We start from the raw sequence: 16,388 nt of genomic DNA, 5'->3' as shown, positions 1-16,388 counted from the left end.
CATATGAGCATAAGGATATACAACACCCTCAGCGGTAGAGTTGAAGAGTTTGTCCCTATTGATCCGCCACACGTGAAAATCTACACGTGCGGCGTTACCGTCTACGATGATTCTCATGTAGGACACGGTAGAAGCCTTATAGTCTTTGACACCCTCAGGCGATACTTAGAGTATCTTGGTTATAGAGTTAGGTTTGTCAGGAACTTTACGGATGTAGATGACAAGATAATAAATAAGGCCAAGCAGGAGAATACAGACTTTATGACCATAGCCAACAGGTACATAGCCAGGTACTACATAGACATGGAGAACATAAGAGTTAGGCCTGCTGATGTAGAACCGAGGGTTACAGAACATATACCTGAGATAATCCAACTTATCCAAAGGCTCATAGAAAAGGGACATGCCTACGAGTCTGGTGGAGACGTGTACTTTTCCATAAAGTCTTTCCCAGAGTATGGAAAGCTTTCCAAAAGGAGTCTGGAGGAGATGGAGGCTGGGGCTAGAGTAGAACCTTCAGAGAAGAAGAGGGATCCCCTTGACTTTGCACTGTGGAAGTCTGCAAAGGCAGGAGAGCCTGCATGGGATTCTCCCTGGGGTCCAGGAAGGCCAGGCTGGCACACAGAATGCGTGGCAATGATCTTTAAGCATCTTGGAGAGACCATAGACATACACGGGGGTGGTCTTGACCTCATCTTCCCACACCACGAGAACGAAATAGCCCAGGCCGAGGCCATCACAGGAAAACCCTTTGCCAGGTACTGGGTACATAATGGCCTTGTGACTGTGGGTGGACAGAAGATGTCTAAATCTTTGGGAAACTATATAACTCTCCGTGAGGTTTACACCAAGTATCATCCGGATATACTAAGGCTTTTGGTCCTTTTTACTCATTACAGGAGTCCCTTAGACTTTTCGTGGGAGAAGATGGAGGAGACAAAAAGAGCATACGAGAGGATCAAGAACGCCCTCCTTGACCTTGAGGTTATAAAGTCCTTACCTCTGGAAGAAAAAACCCATCCTACAGATCTGTATGAAAGAGTAAAGCAGGCCCAAGAAAGGTTCTTTTCAGACCTAAGCGACGACTTTAACACACCTTCAGCCCTTTCACACATCTTTTCTCTAGTGGGGGATCTAAACAGGATAAAGAACACTGTCTTTGAGAGGAAGTTTGTGTATAGGTCAGAACTTGAGGCATACAAGTTTGCCGTTGAAACCATAAGGAAAAACCTTCAAGGCATATTCGGACTCTTCGAAGATCTATACCAAGAAAAGCCTGTAGAGAGGGTAGTATACGAAGAGTTAGAGGCTGGAAGGGTTCTAGATGATAAACTCATCCAGCTTCTTATACATGTAAGGGATATGGCAAGGAAGGAAAAGGTCTATTCCATAGCTGACTATATAAGGGATCAGTTAAAAACCCTTGGAATAGTCTTAGAAGACACGCCTGCAGGTACAAGATGGAAAAGGGTGTAAGTCCCATCATACTTGATGGGAAGGCTCTCTCAAAGAAGATAAAGGATCAGATAAGTCAGAAGGTAAATGCATACGTATCTGAAGGCTTTAGAAGACCATGTCTTGCGGTTATCTTGGTGGGTAACGATCCTGCTAGCCAGGTGTACGTAAACAACAAAAGAAAATCCTGCCAAGAAGTAGGTATAGAATCCTTACTTTTTCACCTTCCTGAAAATACAAGGACAGAAGAGCTTCTGGACCTAATAGCGGAGCTAAACAGTAGGCAGGATGTAGACGGCATACTAGTCCAGCTTCCTCTACCCAAGCATATAGATCAGCATGAGATCATCCTTTCTATATCTCCCTACAAAGATGTGGACGGTTTTCATCCCATGAATATGGGCAAGTTGGTAGCCAGGATAGAGGACGGGTTTGTACCTTGTACTCCCCTGGGTATAGACCTACTTTTGAAGGAGTACGGTATAGATCCAAAAGGTAAAGAGGTTGTTATAGTAGGAGCCGGGTTTATAGTAGGAAGACCCCTTGCCATGCTCATGCTCTGGAGAGATGCCACTGTAAGCGTCTGCCATATACATACAAGGGATATAAAGGAACACACCCTAAGGGCTGACATACTAATATCGGCTACAGGAGTCCCACACCTCATAAAGGCCCACATGGTAAAAGAAGGAGTTATAGTCATAGACGTGGGTATATCAAAGCTTGATGGAAAGATAGTGGGTGATGTGGACTTTGAAGAGGTAAAGCATAAGGCCTATGCTATAACACCAGTGCCAGGCGGCGTAGGACCAATGACTGTGGCAAGCCTACTTCTTAACACCCTAAAAGCTTATGAAAAGTATGGTATAATAAAAAGTCAGTCTTGACGGAGGTAGAGGATGGCGGTAAGGATAAGGCTTGCACGCTTCGGTAAAAGGCACCATCCCATATACAGGATAGTGGTGATGGATTCTAGATCTCCAAGAGAGAGTAGGTACATAGACATTTTGGGTACTTATGACCCTGTAAACAAAAAGATCATAGAGATAAAGCCTGAAAAGGTAAAGGAATGGCTTTCTAAGGGTGCAGAGGTTACTGACAGGGCAAAAAGCATACTGAAGCTTGCTCAAATACTCTAAGTAAGGAGGTAGGAACATGAGCCAACTGAGGGACATCGTAGAAATAACCGCCAAATCTTTGGTGGACAACCCAGATAAGGTTAACGTTGTAGAGATAGAAGGAGAAAAGACCGTAGTAATAGAACTTAGGGTCGAGCCTTCTGACCTGGGTAAGGTTATAGGCAAGCAGGGAAGGATAGCAAGGGCTCTTAGGACCATACTGTCTTCCATGGGAAGGAAGCTAAACAAAAGGGTAGTTCTGGAGATATTAGAATAACTCAACGCCCTTTATGTGACTTAGCCTTCCCTTATGTACGACTATTATGTCCACCCTGCACTCGTCGGCAGGGTGGTTCTGAAGAAACATCTCGGCGCACGCAAGTAACCTCTGCACCTTCCTTTTATCTACTTTTTCAAGAGGGTCACAGCTGGTGTTAGATCCCTTCACTTCTACGAAAACAAGGCAGCTTCCATCTTGAGCCACTATGTCTATCTCCGAGTACCTGCAGTGGTAGTTCCTGCAAAGTATCCTGTAGCCAAGACTCTCTAGATACCTAACGGCTAACTCTTCAAACAGCCTGCCCTTCTTGGAAGTACTCAAGAAGCTCCTCCATACTTACTACAGCCGTACCAAGCTTGCCCACTACAACCCCTGCACACAGGTTTGCAAACTCACAGGCAGTGGCGTGATCCTCTCCTACGAGCATGCATGCGCTCATGGCAGATATAACCGTGTCTCCAGCCCCTGTAACGTCGTAAACCTGCCTGGCTTTTGCTGGAAACACCTCCATTCTCTCTGAAAAGAAGGCTATACCTTTAGGCCCTAAGGTAATGGCAAGGTTCTTAAGCCTAAGAGATTCCTTTAGGTTCCATCCTAGCTCCTCTAGAGTTCTCCCCCTGCCCATACTCAGGGCTTCCTTTTCGTTAGGAGTCATAAGGTAGGCATCAGTGTACAGGTCTTTGTTTTGAGGCCTTGGATCTACAAAGAAGGGAACATTCTTTTCTCTTATCCTGTCCATGAGCTCTTTGCACACCACTCCCTTGTTGTAGTCAGAGACAACAACACCCGCGCAGTCAGTGTCCAAAGCCTCCAAAACCTTTTGTAGAACTTTACCCTCTATCTTCTTCCTTTCCTCCCTGTCTATTCTCAAAAGCTGTTGAGAAACAGCCACTACCCTCGTCTTTTCGGTGGTTGGCCTTTCCGGATCCACAACCGTAAGGTCGTGAATACCCTTCTCTTTGAGAAAGCCCTTTACTATGTGCATCCCGTAATCTTGTCCAAGGACACCAACCAGGAAAACTTCAGCGCCTAGAGCTCTCAAGTTGTTGGCCACGTTACCAGCTCCTCCAAGCCTGAACTCTTCTCTTCTAACGTCTACTACGGGTACTGGTGCTTCGGGAGAAATCCTCTCCACCTCTCCAAAAAGGTACCTGTCTAGGATGATGTCTCCCACGACGAGAACTTTTAAACCTTTGAACTTTTCAAAGAGTTTGATAAGCTTTTCTTTGTTTAAATGCATGGTGTTTAATTTTAATTGGTAAAATATTCACAGAATGAACGACCTTATCCTAAGGAGTATCCGCGGAGAGAAGATAGATCGTTTCCCTGTATGGCTTATGCGCCAGGCTGGCAGGTATATGCCCCAGTACAGGGAGCTCAGGGAGAAAGAACGGGATTTTGTGAGCTTCTACAAGAACGTAGATCTTTCGGTAAAGGCCTCTCTTTTACCCCTTGAACTACTAGAGGTTGACGCTCTTATCATCTTCTCCGACATACTCGTCCCCTTGGAGCCTATGGGTGTGGAAGTTAGGTTTGAAGAAGGAGAGGGTCCAAAGCTTTACTGGGATGGGAATTTTAAGAGTCTGAAAAGGATAAGCTATGAGGACACTTCTTTTGTGCTTGAGATAATAAGGGGTGTAAAAGCTTCCCAGAGTGAGGTACCTGTAATAGGGTTCTGCGGTGGTCCCTTTACTCTCCTTTCGTATATGCTGGATGGTAGTCCTCATAAGGGTCTAAGGAATACAAAGCTGTGTCTCTGGTCTGGTGAGTGTAAACAGGCACTTGGACTGTTGGTGGAGAACCTTGTGGAGTATGTAAAGGGGCAGATCCTCGCAGGTGTAGATCTAATCCAGGTTTTCGATAGCTGGGTTCTGCACCTATCTTATGAGGACTTTGAGGACTATGCTAACGTTTACCTCAAGGACTTTATAAAGTCCATAAAGGAGTTTAACGTCCCGGTCATCTACTTCTTCAGAGGTTCTGGCTCCTTTCTCAAAGCCCTCAAAGATCTTCCAGCAGATTGTATCTCTGTGGACTGGACTGTGGATATAGTGGAGAGCATGGAAGTCTATTCTCATGCCTTTCAGGGAAACCTTGATCCTTACGTACTCTATGCAGACTTGGAAACCATTCGTAGGAAAACTCTAGACTTACTCAGATGTATACCCAGGAAGACACGCTACGTGTTTAACTTGGGTCATGGGCTTATGCCAGACATGGAACTGGAGAAGGTAAAATACCTTGTGCAAGTAGTCAAATCCTACAGGATAGCATGATAAGGGAGGGTAAGGCCCTTCTGGATATAGAGACTGCACCGCTTATAAGCTCCAAGCTAGAAGTCTTCTACAACCCTCATATGAGGCTAAACAGGGACATAAGCTTGCTCATCATGAGCACCCTAGGAGACTCTATAAAGGTTGCGGACTTGCTTGGAGCCACGGGTGTTAGGCTTATAAGAGCCCTGAAAGAGTTAGAAAATGTCAAGATTGTGGTCTACAACGACTCTAAGCCCCAGGCTGTCCAGAAGTTTATGGAGTTTTTGAAGCTCAACCATCTGGATTCTGAGAGGGTAGAGATCTATTCGGAGGATGCTGTAATCTTTGCCAGGAGACTTAGGGACTTAGACTACCTAGACCTTGATCCCTTTGGTTCTCCAGTTCCCTTTTTGGAGAGCTTTCTCTTTCCTGTAAAGAGACACGGTGTGTTGGCAGTAACGGCAACGGACACCTCAGCCCTCTCTGGTACACATCCCAAGGCATGCATAAGGAAGTATGCAAGCAAACCTTTGCTTGAGGCTGAATTTTACCACGAGATAGGTCTTAGGATCCTTATAAAGAAGGTTGTAGAAGAAGGAGCAAAGCATGAGTATGCCTTCAAACCTATATTCTCCTATTCTTACAGACATCATATGAGAGTATTCTTTAGGAAGGATCTAGGAGCCAAAAGAGTGGACGAGCTTTTAAGCAGGATAGGTTATCTCCTGTACTGTAGCTTTTGTCTCTACAGGGAAGGTGTCAACCTTGAAAGCATAAGGTCCGTATGTCCTCACTGTGGGGAGAGGCTACATGTAGCAGGGCCCATGTGGCTGGGAGAGCTCTACGACAGGGAGCTAGTAGAAGACCTTTGGATAAACAGGGGAAAGGTAGAGCTTGCTCCTGAGACTGTAAAGCTCCTGAGGACTATAAGGGAGGAGAGCAGTATAAACTCTCTGGGCTTTTACACGGTGGACCGTATAGCAAAGGCTTTCTACATACACCAGATGCCACCCATGGATAAGTTTATAAAGCTTTTTGAAGGTGTAAGGACACACTTCTCACCGCAAGGCTTTAGAACACCTTTGAGCCATCGGGAATTTTTAGAACGTCTGTGTAAGCTTTAGTATCTCTTCTAAAAGCATGTTCCTGTTTTCCTTTGTGACCTCTATGAGTACTCCGTCTGGGAGTCTCCTTATAGCTTTCACCAAAGGATGAACATCCCTTATGGGTATTGTGGCTATAACCTTGTAGGATGGATTAAACATTATCTGTTCTAAGATCTCCCTAAACTTCTTTGAAAAAAGCTCCATCTTACCTATTTCGTCTATGACTATGATCTTGTCCTTTTCCTTGAGGGCTTTTTGTAGAACCTCCAAGGCTACGCTTTCAAACCTTTGAACGTTTACTCCATAAGAACCTACTAGGTATTTTGAAGTGAACAGCTTGCTAGCAAACAGACTTTTCTTCCCTTCGGTGCTCACCACCCTGAAACCTGTCCTTTGGTTTGTCTTTTCGTCCCTGACTTCCTCTGTCCAAAAGCCTATAACTTTACCTTTTAGCCTTTTTACTAGATTCTTTATAAGGGTTGTCTTACCTATACCGGGTTCGCCTGTGATGATTATCTTCATGGGAAGAGGTCCTGAAGAGCATAGACTTTAAAATCCTTGTGTTCTTTGATACACCTTATAGCTTCCAGTATGGCGTAGGCACCCCTTACGGTCGTGGTGTAAGGTATACCTTGGAGTACTGCCGTTCTTCTTATGTAGTAAGCATCACTCCTTGCCCTACTACCACTGGGTGTGTTTATGACAAGATCTACTTCCGAGTTGGTCATCATGTCCACTATGTGGGGCCTACCTTCAGACACTTTTAGGACCATCCTTGTTTCCAACCCCTTCTCCTTCAGATACTTGTGTGTGCCACCTGTGGCTAGAACTTCAAAACCAAGTTCTATAAAACCCTTTACGAGCTCTACTATTCTGGGCTTGTCCTTGTCTGCCACGCTCACAAACACCCTTCCCTTCATAGGAAGCCTATGACCTGCTGCCAGCTGTGCTTTATAGAAGGCAAGCCCAAACTCTTCGTCAATAGCCATGACCTCTCCTGTGCTCTTCATCTCAGGCCCTAGGACGGGATCCACCTCTGGGAACCTGTTAAAGGGAAAGACCACCTCTTTTACGGTGTAAAGCTTTTTATCAGCAGGCCAAAAGTCACTAGCCCAATGTACGTTGCCTTTCTGAAGCCTTTCAAACACTTCCGGGATTATGTCCCTAAGTCTTTTGCCTATGCCTACCTTGGCGGCAAGCTTTGCCAGAGGGTAGCCTATAGCCTTGCTCACGAAGGGGATGGTCCGCGAAGCCCTTGGGTTTACTTCTAGCACGTAGACCTTTCCTTCATGTACTGCGAATTGAAGGTTTATAAGCCCTTTAACATTAAGAGCCTTGGCTATAGCTTTTGACTGTTCCTTTATTGTATGAACGGTGTTTTTGTCTAAGGTGTATGGGGGTATGCAGGCGGCGCTGTCTCCTGAATGAACTCCTGCCTCCTCTATGTGTTCCATGACGGCGCCTATGAGATAGTCTTCTCCATCCCCTATAGCGTCCACGTCCACCTCCACGCTGTCCTCTAAATACTTGTCTATGAGAACGGGTCTTTCGTAGCTAACACTCACAGCCTCTCTTAAGTACCTTACGAGCTCTTCTTCTTCATGGATTATGCGCATGGCCCTTCCACCTAGCACGTAGGAAGGTCTTACCAAAACAGGATAGCCTATCTGCTTTGCCTTCTCAAGGGCTTCTTCTGTAGACCTTGCTGTGTCGCTTGGGGGTTGAAGAAAACCCAGGGAGTCTATAAAGCTTCTGAAGAGTTCCCTGTCTTCTGCCACATCTATGGATTCTGGTTGTGTACCAAGTATAGGGACTCCAAATTCTTTCAGGGATAAGGAGAGTTTAAGAGGAGTTTGTCCTCCAAACTGCAGGAACACACCGTCTGGGTTTTCTCTTTCTACTATGTCCAGAACCTTCTCAAGGATTATGGGTTCAAAGTAGAGCTTATCGGCTGTGTCATAGTCTGTGGAAACCGTTTCTGGATTACAGTTAACCATTATGGTCTGTATACCTTCTTCCTTTAGGGAGTATATGGCGTGAACGCAGGCGTAATCAAACTCAATGCCCTGGCCTATCCTGTTTGGACCGCTTCCTATTATTAGAACCTTCTTCATCTAAGGACTCTATTATACCCTTAGCTTTAAGGTTTATAATAAGCTAGCATGAGGATAGCCTTCATAAGAACTGGAAGTGAAGAAGGTGTAAATAGGCATGTGCTTTCTTTCTTAGACTTTTTCAGCCAAAAGGGTGCTGAAGTGATGACCCTTAACCTTAGGGAGGGAGACCTGCAGAAGAACGTAGAGAAGCTTTCGGAGTTTGCACCTCACTTTGTTATGGACGTGAACTCCACGGGTATGATAGTAGGCAAACAGGAAGATAAAAGCATACCCATCTGCGATCTCTTTGGTTTTGTTCACGTGAGTATTTTTACCGACGAGCCGCTTTTTTACCATCTTTCGCTCATAGATGCAAGACAGGCTAACAACTTTTTGCCCGTTGTTTGTGACATCAAGTACGCAGATTCCCTAAGGTACCTAGGTGTAAACAAACCCGCTTCTTACATAACCCCCTTTGTTTACATGCATTACATGAAAGAACCAGAGCAGGAGAAAGACCTGGGTGTTATCTTCTTGGGTCCTGTTGTGGACCCAGACCTGCTCCTAAGAAGCCTCCTTGAGAACAACCAGATAAAAGAAGAGTTTTTACCCATATTTTACGAGGTGGGCGAGTTTATGTTCAGAAATCCAGAGTCCCATATAATACCTACCTTTGACTACATCTTTAGCATGTTCAATCCTTCTCTTCAAGAAAGCTTTTTGAAGTGGAGGGAAGAAAACCCTGATGAGTTTATAAGGTTTTTGCAAACCATCCTTATATACGCATCTGCAAAGAAAAGATGGTATGTACTATCCTTTCTAGAAGGTATAGATCTTAAAATAGTGGGTGCCTTCCAGGGAGAGCTGAAGGAAGGTCATCAGGTGCTTGAGGTTTCAAGCCATCAGGATGTTCTGGAGATACTAGGAAGGGCAAACATGAGCCTGCTAGTATACCCTCATACAGTCCCCACGGGCGTTGGTTTTTCTCCCATAGAGTGTGCTTACATGGAGTGTGCTCCCTTTATCGATTTTAGAGGTACGTTACCAGGCTTCTTTACTCCTGAAGAGGAGTGCATAACCTTCTTACCCTTAGACAGGGCGGAGATTGAAGAAAAGATCGTCTACTACCTGGATAACCCACAAGAGGCGAGGGAGATAGGTAAGCGTGCAAGGCAGAAGGTTTTAGAAAGGTACCTACCAGACGACAGGGCTGAGTTTCTCTACAACATCTTCCAGGATATACTTAAACAAGCTCAGGATGTTTCCAACGTTCGGGACATGGGTTAACGCCTCACTCATCCTTCTAGGTTCATGGATAGGTCTTCACTTAGGTAAACGTCTACCACATAGTGTAAGGAGTGGCTTTCTGACTGCGGTGGCTACCTTTACCTTAATCTTGGGTGTAAAACTCATCTATGAAAACACTGGGGATACTATCAAGGTTTTTCTTTCCTTGCTAGTAGGTTCTGTGTTAGGGCACTTGCTTGGGTTAGAAGAGAGGCTTCAGAGGTTTACCGAATCTGACCTATACAAAGGTTTTCTCTCTGCGTCTTTGCTGTTTACTGTAGGTCCTATGACCTTCCTGGGATGCCTTCTTGAGGCTACCAAGGGTGACAGCTCTCTCCTTCTTTCGAAGGGACTTATGGACGGTCTGTCTTCCGTGATGCTTGCCTCAACCTTTGGTAGGAGCGTGATATTCTCAGCCTTCTTTGTGCTTGTATATCAAGGCCTTTTAACCTTAATCTTCTACACCTTTGCGAACAGTATACCCCAAGAGAATATAAAAGCTTCTCTCTTCATAGGAGGGGGTATGCTCCTTATCCTTTCCTTAAAGCTTTTTGGTCTCTTGGATCAAATTAAGCTCTTGAACTTGTTGCCCGCCATGATCTTTTCTCTTCTTGTCTGATCTCTAGGGTAGTATTCATTTGGCGTACCTTGTTTATCAGAGAGGGGGAGAAGGACAGTTCAAGGTCTTCAAAGCTGCGGGACGTGGTTATAAGGGTACTAAGGCAGTGATTGTACCTGTGCTCTATTATAAGGGACAGTATATCCCTCTGCCAGTCACCAGAGTATTCGCTCCCCAGGTCGTCCAAGAGTAAGATCGGGAGGTTCATGAAGGTATCCAGTACACGTCTGTACCTTTCGTTATCGTCAAAGAACTTCTTAAGTATGTAGAGAAGCTCCCTGACAGACACAAACATGCCTCTTATACCCTTCTTTATGTAAAGGGCTTTGAGTACTCCCACGGCCAGGTGCGTTTTCCCTACACCGCTTGGTCCCAAGTAAGTGAGCCCATGTCCTTCTTTTGGATCAAAGTTCTCCACGAAGGCTATGCTTTGGGATAGGGCCTCGTACTGGCTGGGTGTAGAAGGTTGGTAGTTTTCAAGGCTTGCTTCTTCGAAACGAGGTGGTATACGCAGGTGATGCTTAAGTTTTTCAAAGGAGTACCTACACTGACAGGGCTCCACGTACTGGCCCCTGTCTACAAACCCAGACCCTTTACATACAGGACAGATGTCCATCAAGTATATAATAGACCTCAGGTATGCTTATAACAAGCCTCCTTTTTTATTCGCTCGCTCTAATATTTTCGTTGATTCTTATGGTTTTAAAGACGGGCAGACTGTTGGTACTCCTGTGCCTTACGCTGGGTGTGCTTACCTACCTTGTTTATGTTCTTTACCTTACTCTAAAAGTTGGTAGCTTTCCCTTTGCCAACCTTTACGGTATCCTCTCCGTCCTAGGAAACTTACTTCTCCTCATATTTCTTGTCCTTGAACTTAGAGGTTTTAGCACCTTAAGGTACGCCACCCTCATGTCTTTATTTGGAATACTCTTTTCCCTCCTGCTTTTGCCTGCAGAACCCACACCTTACAAGAACGTCCTATACTCTCTCCACGTGCTGTCTGCCATACTTGGTTACCTTTTTGCTTTCCTTGGGGGTATTAATTCTACAGTAAGACTTCTCCTGGAAAGAAACCTAAAGGCTAAGAAGCTCTACAGCGCATCAGCACCCATCAGCTTCTTTTTCAGATGGGAAAGGATAAGCCTAAATTTAGCTTTCGTTATGTTTACCCTCACCTTACTCTTTGGCAGCTTATGGTCTAGGGTACACTTTGGAAAACACTGGATAGACGATCCGAAGTTGCTCATGACCCTTATGCTGTGGTTTTACTACGCCTTTGTCTCTCATGCTAATCTCGTAGGTAGACCAAAACCACGTACCCTATCCATCCTCATCATAGTTGGTGCTATCCTGAGTATGTTAAACCTACTCGTAATAAGACATGAGTTTTGAAAGGATCTTCTTAGTAGGCTTTATGGGAAGCGGTAAGAGTACGGTCGGTAAGCTGCTGGCTGACAGCTTGGGCTACGAGTTTGTGGACACGGATCTTCTCATAGAGCAGAGGGAGGGTATGAAGATAGGAGAGATCTTCGAAAGATTCTCGGAAGAGTACTTCAGGAAGCTTGAACTTGCTACTCTTAAAGACCTACTCGGTAGAAGCAGGATAGTCGTGGGCACGGGTGGTGGACTAGGTGCAAACCCACACGCTATGGATCTTATGAAGGAAAAAGGGTTGGTAGTCTGGCTTGACGTTCCTTTTGATGTGTTCCTCCAAAGATGTGCAGAGGATCCAAACAGGCCACTTCTCAAGATGGGTCTTGAGAAGCTAGAAGAGCTGTACACAAAAAGGATGGAAGTGTACAGCAAGGCACACGTGAGGTTGGATGCCACCAGAGAACCTCAGGAGCTTGTAAACCAGCTCTTGCAAATCCTTCGAGGAAAGATATAATAAATGTTATGTTTCCTATGGAAAAACCTTCAAGCGTTCAGGACGAAGTAATAGAGGAGCTGAAAAGAAAGGGCGCAAACGTGACCATATTCCTTACAAGGGGTAACCGTATAACAGGCAAGATATTGGATCATGATAAGTACACCATACTGCTTGAAGTAGAAGGTCAACCAAACCTCATATACAAACACGCCATAAGCACCATAGTACAAAGCTCTTGATGAAAGCCATAGTAGTCAGCCTCTTCAGGGAAGAGCAAGAAGATAGGGAGTCTTTGGAAGAGCTCAAGGAGCTAGTAAAAGCTGTAGACGGTAAGGTCTTAGGTTACATAATCCAGAGACGTAGAGAGCCAGACGTACGCTACTACGTGGGTGCTGGTAAAGTAGAGGAGATCAAACAAGTAGCTCAGGGAATAGAAGCAGACGCTATAGTGTTTGATGCTTTCCTTTCTCCTTCTCAACACTACAACCTTGAAAAGGCTATAGGTAAGAAAGTATACGATAGGGCAGATCTAGTGCTCGAGATCTTTTCAAGGAGAGTCAGAAGCAAGACGGCCAAGCTTCAGGTGGAACTAGCCAAGCTCACCCATGAACTGCCACGGCTTTATGGAAAGGGTAAAGAGCTTTCGCGTCTTGGTGGTGGTGTTGGTACAAGAGGACCAGGTGAGCAACAGGCAGAGATTAAAAGAAGGTGGATAAAGAAGAGAATAGAGCAGATAAAGAAAGAGCTCCAGGAGGTCAGAAAGCAAAGGGCAGAGCAAAGAAAGAGGAGAGAAAGACTCAGTGACAGAATCATAAGGGTAGCTTTGGTAGGTTACACAAACGTGGGTAAGTCTAGCCTGATGAAGGCTATGACGGGGACAGACACATTCGTAGCAGACATGCCTTTCGCCACTTTGGACACAAAAACCTCTTCGAGAGATCTACCTGAAGGTCTAAAGATTCTGATAACAGATACAGTAGGTTTTATAAGAAGACTTCCACCGGAGCTAGTAGAATCCTTCAAGGCAACACTGGAGGAAGTGCAAGAGGCAGACATAATACTGCACGTGATAGACATATCAGATCCAGGATGGATAAACAAGGTGCAGGTAGTTAAAAACATCCTAAAGGATCTGGGTTGTGACGAAAAGCCTGTCATTTATGTCCTCAACAAGGCAGACAGATTAGTGGCAAGCGAGGAAGAAGCTTTTAACCTCACAGAGCCTGCTTTCTTGGGTGGAAAGGCCGTAGTAGTCTCCGCGGTGAAAGGTTGGGGTATAAAGAAATTGCTTGAAGTTATAAGAGAGTACGCCAAGGAGTTGGTGGAAGTATGAAAGATCTTGTAGTCTTGGGTGCCCAGTGGGGTGACGAAGGTAAGGGAAAAGTAGTAGACCTTCTTTCCAAAGACTTTGATGTGGCCGTCAGATATCAGGGAGGCAGCAACGCAGGACATACGGTGGTCATAAACGGTAAAAAGTACGCCCTACATCTTCTGCCCACGGGAGTACTCCACGAACATGTCAAGATAGTCATAGCCCAGGGAATGGTAGTAGACCTAGAGGTACTCTTGAAGGAAATATCCCAGATAGAGGCCGGTGGTACAAAGGTCATAGATAGGCTTTACATAAGCGATAGGGTGCACGTAGTGTTTGAGTACCATAAGCTTATGGATTCCCTTCTGGAGAGAAGGAACAAGATAGGGACCACTCTACGCGGTATAGGTCCTGCCTACATGTTCAAGTATGGAAGGAAGGGCATAAGGATAGGTGATATTAAGGACAAAGATAGGTTCTATAAACTCCTCAAGGAAAATGTGGAGTTCGTAGGCGAGATATGCGAAAGAGTATACTGCGAAAAACATACACTGGATGTAGATAAGATATACGAAGAGACCTTAAAAGCGTACGAATACATAAAGGACCGTGTGGTAGACGTATCTTACTTTCTTCTCAACACAAACGGAACGGTACTCTTTGAAGGTGCTCAAGGAACCCTGTTGGACGTGGACATGGGTACTTACCCTTACGTTACCTCCTCCAACGCATCAGCTCTGGGTCTCACAAACGGTACAGGCCTTCCACCTAAGTACTTTAAAGACTGCTACTTCCTTGGTGTATCCAAGGCTTACACCACAAGGGTTGGAGAAGGACCCTTTCCCACGGAACTTGAGGGAGAAGAAGGGGACAGACTAAGAGAGGCAGGCAATGAGTTTGGTACCACTACGGGAAGGCCACGGAGATGTGGTTGGCTTGACCTCGTGGCTCTAAAGTATGCGGTAAGGATAAACGGTCTTGATGGTCTTGTGCTCACAAAGCTTGACGTGCTTGACACTTTCGAAGAGGTTAAGGTGTGCGTAGCCTACGAGCTAGATGGGCAAACCATATACGACTTTCCCTCTGATCTTTACACCCTTAGCAAGGTAAAACCTGTCTACAAGACCTTGAAAGGTTGGATGCGGAGCACAAGGGGTATAGTAAAGATTCAAGATCTTCCGGAGGAGGCAAAAGGGTACGTGCGCTTTATAGAGGAGTACGTAAACTGTCCGGTGGTGATGCTTTCCACAGGTCCCGAGAGGGAAGCCTACCTTTGGCTACGGAGACCTTAGGAAAGCCCATACTGGCCATAACCTACAGAGAAGGAGATCTACTAGAGCGGTTTTTAGAGAGACTACCTTTAGAACGCATGTCCGAACCCTTTTTCTTTGAGAGCATCCAATCGTACTACTCTAGGGAGATGGGGGAAAACTTACTAAAAGTATTTGTATCCCTGAAGGGTCTAATCAGGAAAGATGACCTAAAAGTCTACAAACTTTGGAGCGTAAGGTGGGAAAAACATCTTTCTGTAAATGGTAGAAGAAGGTTAAACATAGACCCAGGTTACGTGGATAGACATCAGCTTGTGCTTGCATCTTCGAAAGCTAGGGGTGGAAGGATATTCTTAGGTGAAGGAGTGTTTGCAGAGATAGAGTACCTTTACGTACATGGTGCTTTCAGGCCCTTGTTCTGGACCTATGCAGACTACAGAGATAAAAAGGTAAAGGAGTTCTTCCATACGGTAAGGAAAGACTACCTAAGGGAGCTAAAGTTTGCACAGGATGGGTACTACCTCATAACTGACTTCTCTTCCGAGGAGCTTCTCCACGAAAAAGTCCATGCTCTCTGATCTGTCTGTAAAGTAAAGCTCCAAGTTAGCGTATCCTTCGTCCACGATAAGATTTCTGAGAGTTAAGGCAGTAGACTCTGCCGAGTCTACAACCTGCACATCCTCCCCCATGTATTCCTGTAGCAGATGTTTGATGAGTGGGTAATGGGTACAACCCAGCACTAGTGTGTCTACTTTACCTCTCAGGTCCCTAAGGTAATGATCTACTATCTTCTTGGGTATCTCTCCCTCTAGGAGACCTTCTTCTATCATGGGTACGAACATAGGGCAGGCCTTAGCGTAAACAGTAGCTCCTGCATCCTCTAACATCCTTTGATAAACACCGCTTTTGATTGTGGCCTTTGTACCTATGACTCCTATTCTACCTTCTCTTGTGACTTCCAAGGCCTTTTTCACTCCAGGTTCTATAACTCCTACTATGGGTATATCTAGCGTTTCTTTTAGCTTTTCCAAAGCTAAGGCTGAGGCTGTGTTGCAGGCTACCACGAGCAGCTCTATACCCTTGTCTAACAGAAACTGGGCGCACTCAAGACTGTAGCGTTGAACTGTTTCCTTAGACCTTCCACCGTAAGGAACCCTCGCCGTATCTCCTAGGTACACAAGGTCCAAGGATGGAAAGCGGTCCCTTATGGCCTTAAGGACTGTAAGACCGCCCACTCCTGAGTCAAACACTCCTACCTTCATCGAATAGCCCTTTTATGTATTCCAGGATTTCCCTGTTAAACTGATGCTTCTCCATTAGCTTGTTGTCCTCCAGTGCAAAGCTTGCAGCCAAGGGTATGATTTTATAAGGCTTGTCCTCCTTTTTGAGTAGTCCAAGTGCATAAGCACCTATGAGTGTGTGCCTCACATCCTCGGCTATGCCTATCATCATCTGGTCAAAGTTATACTTTCTGTAAAGCTCCTGCCTTTCTTCTTCGCTTTTTTGCAAAAGACTGTTGGCAAACATGCATATCTTTGCCCATGTCTTAAGGGTTTTTTCCCACTCTTGCTTTGGTAAAGAAGAAAGCTCAATGTGAATGTAGCTAAGAAGGTATCTGCAGAGGTAGTCCTTTGCAGCTTCTAGGTTTTCAAAACCTGGTATAGACTGGGTATTTTTTAGGAGGTTATTAAGAAAAAGCTTCATGATGTACAATTATAT

21 protein-coding genes are annotated in these 16,388 nt (G+C 45.2%); 14 read left to right on the top strand and 7 right to left on the bottom strand.

Annotation, left to right across the window (positions count from 1 at the left end; translation table 11 throughout):
- Positions 1–3: 3 nt before the first annotated feature.
- From cysS to B5444_RS06745, 4 genes are read left to right on the top strand one after another with little or no spacing between them, the layout of a single operon-like run.
- Complete coding sequence (cysS, locus tag B5444_RS06760; RefSeq protein WP_079654459.1) at positions 4–1,476, top strand: cysteine--tRNA ligase; 1,473 nt, start codon at positions 4–6, stop codon at positions 1,474–1,476.
- Positions 1,461–2,342: a bifunctional methylenetetrahydrofolate dehydrogenase/methenyltetrahydrofolate cyclohydrolase FolD gene (gene folD / locus B5444_RS06755; RefSeq protein ID WP_079654458.1), complete on the top strand. Its 882-nt coding sequence runs from the start codon at positions 1,461–1,463 to the stop codon at positions 2,340–2,342. Before cysS ends, folD begins: the two co-directional genes overlap by 16 nt.
- 12 nt (positions 2,343–2,354) lie before the next feature.
- Positions 2,355–2,594 carry a 30S ribosomal protein S16 gene (gene rpsP, locus B5444_RS06750; protein ID WP_079654457.1) on the top strand — a complete coding sequence of 80 codons (240 nt, stop codon included), beginning with the start codon at positions 2,355–2,357 and terminating at the stop codon, positions 2,592–2,594.
- Between the two features lie 16 nt (positions 2,595–2,610).
- Positions 2,611–2,850, top strand: coding sequence for a KH domain-containing protein (locus B5444_RS06745; RefSeq protein WP_079654456.1), 240 nt, complete (start codon positions 2,611–2,613; stop codon positions 2,848–2,850).
- Here the strand turns inward: B5444_RS06745 and B5444_RS06740 are convergent.
- Entirely contained in the window at positions 2,842–3,174 is a 333-nt protein-coding gene (locus B5444_RS06740; protein ID WP_079654455.1) for a YraN family protein, read from the bottom strand. The genes B5444_RS06745 and B5444_RS06740 overlap by 9 nt on opposite strands.
- Positions 3,143–4,093 carry a bifunctional heptose 7-phosphate kinase/heptose 1-phosphate adenyltransferase gene (locus B5444_RS06735; RefSeq protein ID WP_079654454.1) on the bottom strand — a complete coding sequence of 317 codons (951 nt, stop codon included), beginning with the start codon at positions 4,091–4,093 and terminating at the stop codon, positions 3,143–3,145. The genes B5444_RS06740 and B5444_RS06735 overlap by 32 nt, the downstream gene beginning before the upstream one ends.
- 34 nt (positions 4,094–4,127) lie before the next feature.
- On the opposite strand from B5444_RS06735, the gene hemE reads away from it, so the two are divergent.
- Together hemE and B5444_RS06725 are read left to right on the top strand one after the other, a co-directional pair.
- Positions 4,128–5,129: a uroporphyrinogen decarboxylase gene (gene hemE / locus B5444_RS06730; RefSeq protein WP_079654453.1), complete on the top strand. Its 1,002-nt coding sequence runs from the start codon at positions 4,128–4,130 to the stop codon at positions 5,127–5,129.
- Positions 5,126–6,232, top strand: coding sequence for a tRNA (guanine(10)-N(2))-dimethyltransferase (locus tag B5444_RS06725; RefSeq protein WP_079654452.1), 1,107 nt, complete (start codon positions 5,126–5,128; stop codon positions 6,230–6,232). Before hemE ends, B5444_RS06725 begins: the two co-directional genes overlap by 4 nt.
- On the opposite strand, the gene B5444_RS06720 is transcribed toward B5444_RS06725, so the two are convergent.
- Both B5444_RS06720 and carB read right to left on the bottom strand, forming a co-directional pair.
- Positions 6,209–6,736 carry an NTPase gene (locus B5444_RS06720; protein ID WP_079654451.1) on the bottom strand — a complete coding sequence of 176 codons (528 nt, stop codon included), beginning with the start codon at positions 6,734–6,736 and terminating at the stop codon, positions 6,209–6,211. The genes B5444_RS06725 and B5444_RS06720 overlap by 24 nt on opposite strands.
- Positions 6,733–8,328, bottom strand: coding sequence for a carbamoyl-phosphate synthase large subunit (gene carB, locus B5444_RS06715; protein WP_079654450.1), 1,596 nt, complete (start codon positions 8,326–8,328; stop codon positions 6,733–6,735). The genes B5444_RS06720 and carB overlap by 4 nt, the downstream gene beginning before the upstream one ends.
- 48 nt (positions 8,329–8,376) lie before the next feature.
- Here carB and B5444_RS06710 point away from each other — a divergent pair, with 48 nt between their 5' ends.
- Both B5444_RS06710 and B5444_RS06705 read left to right on the top strand, forming a co-directional pair.
- Complete coding sequence (locus tag B5444_RS06710; protein WP_079654449.1) at positions 8,377–9,597, top strand: glycosyltransferase; 1,221 nt, start codon at positions 8,377–8,379, stop codon at positions 9,595–9,597.
- Positions 9,569–10,216 carry a DUF554 domain-containing protein gene (locus tag B5444_RS06705; RefSeq protein ID WP_079654448.1) on the top strand — a complete coding sequence of 216 codons (648 nt, stop codon included), beginning with the start codon at positions 9,569–9,571 and terminating at the stop codon, positions 10,214–10,216. The genes B5444_RS06710 and B5444_RS06705 overlap by 29 nt, the downstream gene beginning before the upstream one ends.
- Here B5444_RS06705 and B5444_RS06700 read toward each other — a convergent pair.
- Positions 10,167–10,832, bottom strand: a complete 666-nt coding sequence (locus tag B5444_RS06700) for an ATP-binding protein (RefSeq protein WP_079654447.1) — start codon at positions 10,830–10,832, stop codon at positions 10,167–10,169. The genes B5444_RS06705 and B5444_RS06700 overlap by 50 nt on opposite strands.
- 23 nt (positions 10,833–10,855) lie before the next feature.
- Here B5444_RS06700 and ccsA point away from each other — a divergent pair, with 23 nt between their 5' ends.
- Genes ccsA through B5444_RS06670 form a run of 6 tightly spaced genes read left to right on the top strand, consistent with a single transcriptional unit; the run spans position 10,856 to position 15,247 of the window.
- On the top strand, positions 10,856–11,608 hold the full coding sequence (gene ccsA / locus B5444_RS06695) for a cytochrome c biogenesis protein CcsA (RefSeq protein ID WP_079654446.1): 753 nt from the start codon (positions 10,856–10,858) through the stop codon (positions 11,606–11,608).
- The gene (locus tag B5444_RS06690) at positions 11,598–12,104 is read left to right on the top strand and encodes a shikimate kinase (protein WP_079654445.1); all 507 of its coding nucleotides are present in this window, start codon (positions 11,598–11,600) and stop codon (positions 12,102–12,104) included. The genes ccsA and B5444_RS06690 overlap by 11 nt, the downstream gene beginning before the upstream one ends.
- Before the next feature lie 8 nt (positions 12,105–12,112).
- Positions 12,113–12,325, top strand: a complete 213-nt coding sequence (gene hfq, locus B5444_RS06685; protein WP_079654444.1) for an RNA chaperone Hfq — start codon at positions 12,113–12,115, stop codon at positions 12,323–12,325.
- Positions 12,325–13,419: a GTPase HflX gene (gene hflX, locus B5444_RS06680; protein WP_079654443.1), complete on the top strand. Its 1,095-nt coding sequence runs from the start codon at positions 12,325–12,327 to the stop codon at positions 13,417–13,419. Before hfq ends, hflX begins: the two co-directional genes overlap by 1 nt.
- Positions 13,416–14,690: an adenylosuccinate synthase gene (locus tag B5444_RS06675; RefSeq protein WP_079654442.1), complete on the top strand. Its 1,275-nt coding sequence runs from the start codon at positions 13,416–13,418 to the stop codon at positions 14,688–14,690. The genes hflX and B5444_RS06675 overlap by 4 nt, the downstream gene beginning before the upstream one ends.
- Positions 14,672–15,247: a DUF4416 family protein gene (locus B5444_RS06670; protein WP_231967109.1), complete on the top strand. Its 576-nt coding sequence runs from the start codon at positions 14,672–14,674 to the stop codon at positions 15,245–15,247. The genes B5444_RS06675 and B5444_RS06670 overlap by 19 nt, the downstream gene beginning before the upstream one ends.
- On the opposite strand, the gene murI is transcribed toward B5444_RS06670, so the two are convergent.
- Positions 15,164–15,931, bottom strand: a complete 768-nt coding sequence (murI, locus tag B5444_RS06665; RefSeq protein ID WP_079654441.1) for a glutamate racemase — start codon at positions 15,929–15,931, stop codon at positions 15,164–15,166. The two genes, B5444_RS06670 and murI, sit on opposite strands and share 84 nt — an antisense overlap.
- Positions 15,912–16,373 (bottom strand): hypothetical protein, encoded by a 462-nt coding sequence (locus B5444_RS06660; RefSeq protein WP_079654440.1) that lies wholly within the window; start codon positions 16,371–16,373, stop codon positions 15,912–15,914. The genes murI and B5444_RS06660 overlap by 20 nt, the downstream gene beginning before the upstream one ends.
- Positions 16,374–16,388: the final 15 nt, after the last annotated feature.

The organism is Thermocrinis minervae, assembly GCF_900142435.1.
Lineage (GTDB): Bacteria > Aquificota > Aquificia > Aquificales > Aquificaceae > Thermocrinis_A > Thermocrinis_A minervae.
This window is presented reverse-complemented; position numbering and strand designations above follow the sequence as displayed.